The sequence below is a fragment of the Acidithiobacillus sulfurivorans genome (assembly GCF_018853815.1).
Taxonomy (GTDB): Bacteria; Pseudomonadota; Gammaproteobacteria; order Acidithiobacillales; family Acidithiobacillaceae; genus Acidithiobacillus; species Acidithiobacillus sulfurivorans.
In genome coordinates this window covers 1-1,182 of the sequence record NZ_JAAOMP010000011.1, presented here as the reverse complement: position 1 = coordinate 1,182, position 1,182 = coordinate 1, and the positions used below count along the sequence as shown (strand labels likewise).

General features: G+C 57.5%; 1 protein-coding gene. It reads right to left on the bottom strand.

Features of this window, described 5'->3' with window-relative positions:
- On the bottom strand, positions 1–1,182 hold a 1,182-nt coding region (tuf, locus tag HAP95_RS00260), incomplete at both ends, for an elongation factor Tu (protein ID WP_215882467.1).

The window sequence follows — 1,182 nt, the reverse complement described above, 5'->3', positions numbered from 1 at the left end:
ACCTTGGAAACGACGCCGGCACCCACCGTACGGCCGCCTTCACGCACCGCAAAGCGCAAACCTTCTTCCATCGCAATCGGGGCAATCAGGGCAACCTTAAACAACACATTGTCGCCTGGCATCACCATCTCCACGCCTTCCGGCAATTCCACAGCACCCGTTACGTCCGTGGTCCGGAAGTAAAACTGCGGACGGTAACCATTGAAAAACGGGGTGTGACGTCCGCCTTCTTCTTTCGACAGGACATACACTTCCGCTTCAAAACGGGTGTGCGGCTTGATGCTGCCGGGCTTGGCCAGTACCTGACCACGCTCCACGTCGTCTTTCTTGGTGCCACGCAGCAACACTCCGACGTTGTCGCCAGCCTGACCCTGATCCAGAATCTTCCGGAACATTTCCACACCGGTGACAATGCTTTTGGCAGTGTCGCGGATGCCGATGATTTCAATTTCATCACCAACCTTGACAATACCGCGTTCAATACGGCCGGTGACCACGGTGCCACGTCCGGAAATCGAGAAGACGTCTTCGATCGGCATCAGGAAGGGCTTGTCGACCGGACGCTCCGGCAGCGGTATGTAGCTGTCCAGCGCGTCTGCCAGTTTGAAGATGGCGGGTTCGCCGATGTCGCTCTGATCCCCTTCCAGGGCCTTCAGGGCTGATCCAATGATCACCGGAATATCGTCTCCCGGGAAATCATACTTGGACAGCAGTTCACGGACTTCCATTTCGACCAGCTCAAGCAGTTCGGCGTCATCCACCATGTCGGCCTTGTTCAGGAACACGACGATGTAAGGAACACCCACCTGACGGGCCAACAGAATGTGTTCACGCGTCTGCGGCATGGGGCCGTCCGCTGCCGAACAGACCAGAATGGCGCCATCCATCTGCGCCGCTCCGGTGATCATGTTCTTGACGTAGTCGGCGTGTCCGGGGCAGTCCACGTGCGCATAGTGACGCGCTGCCGTCTCATACTCCACGTGCGAGGTCGCGATCGTGATGCCACGCGCCCGTTCTTCCGGCGCATTGTCTATCTGATCATAGGCCCGTACTTCTCCACCAAACTTCGTCGACAGCACCTTCGTCAGCGCCGCCGTTAATGTGGTCTTCCCATGGTCCACGTGACCAATCGTTCCCACGTTTACATGCGGCTTCGTCCGCTCAAATTTCCCTTTGGACATC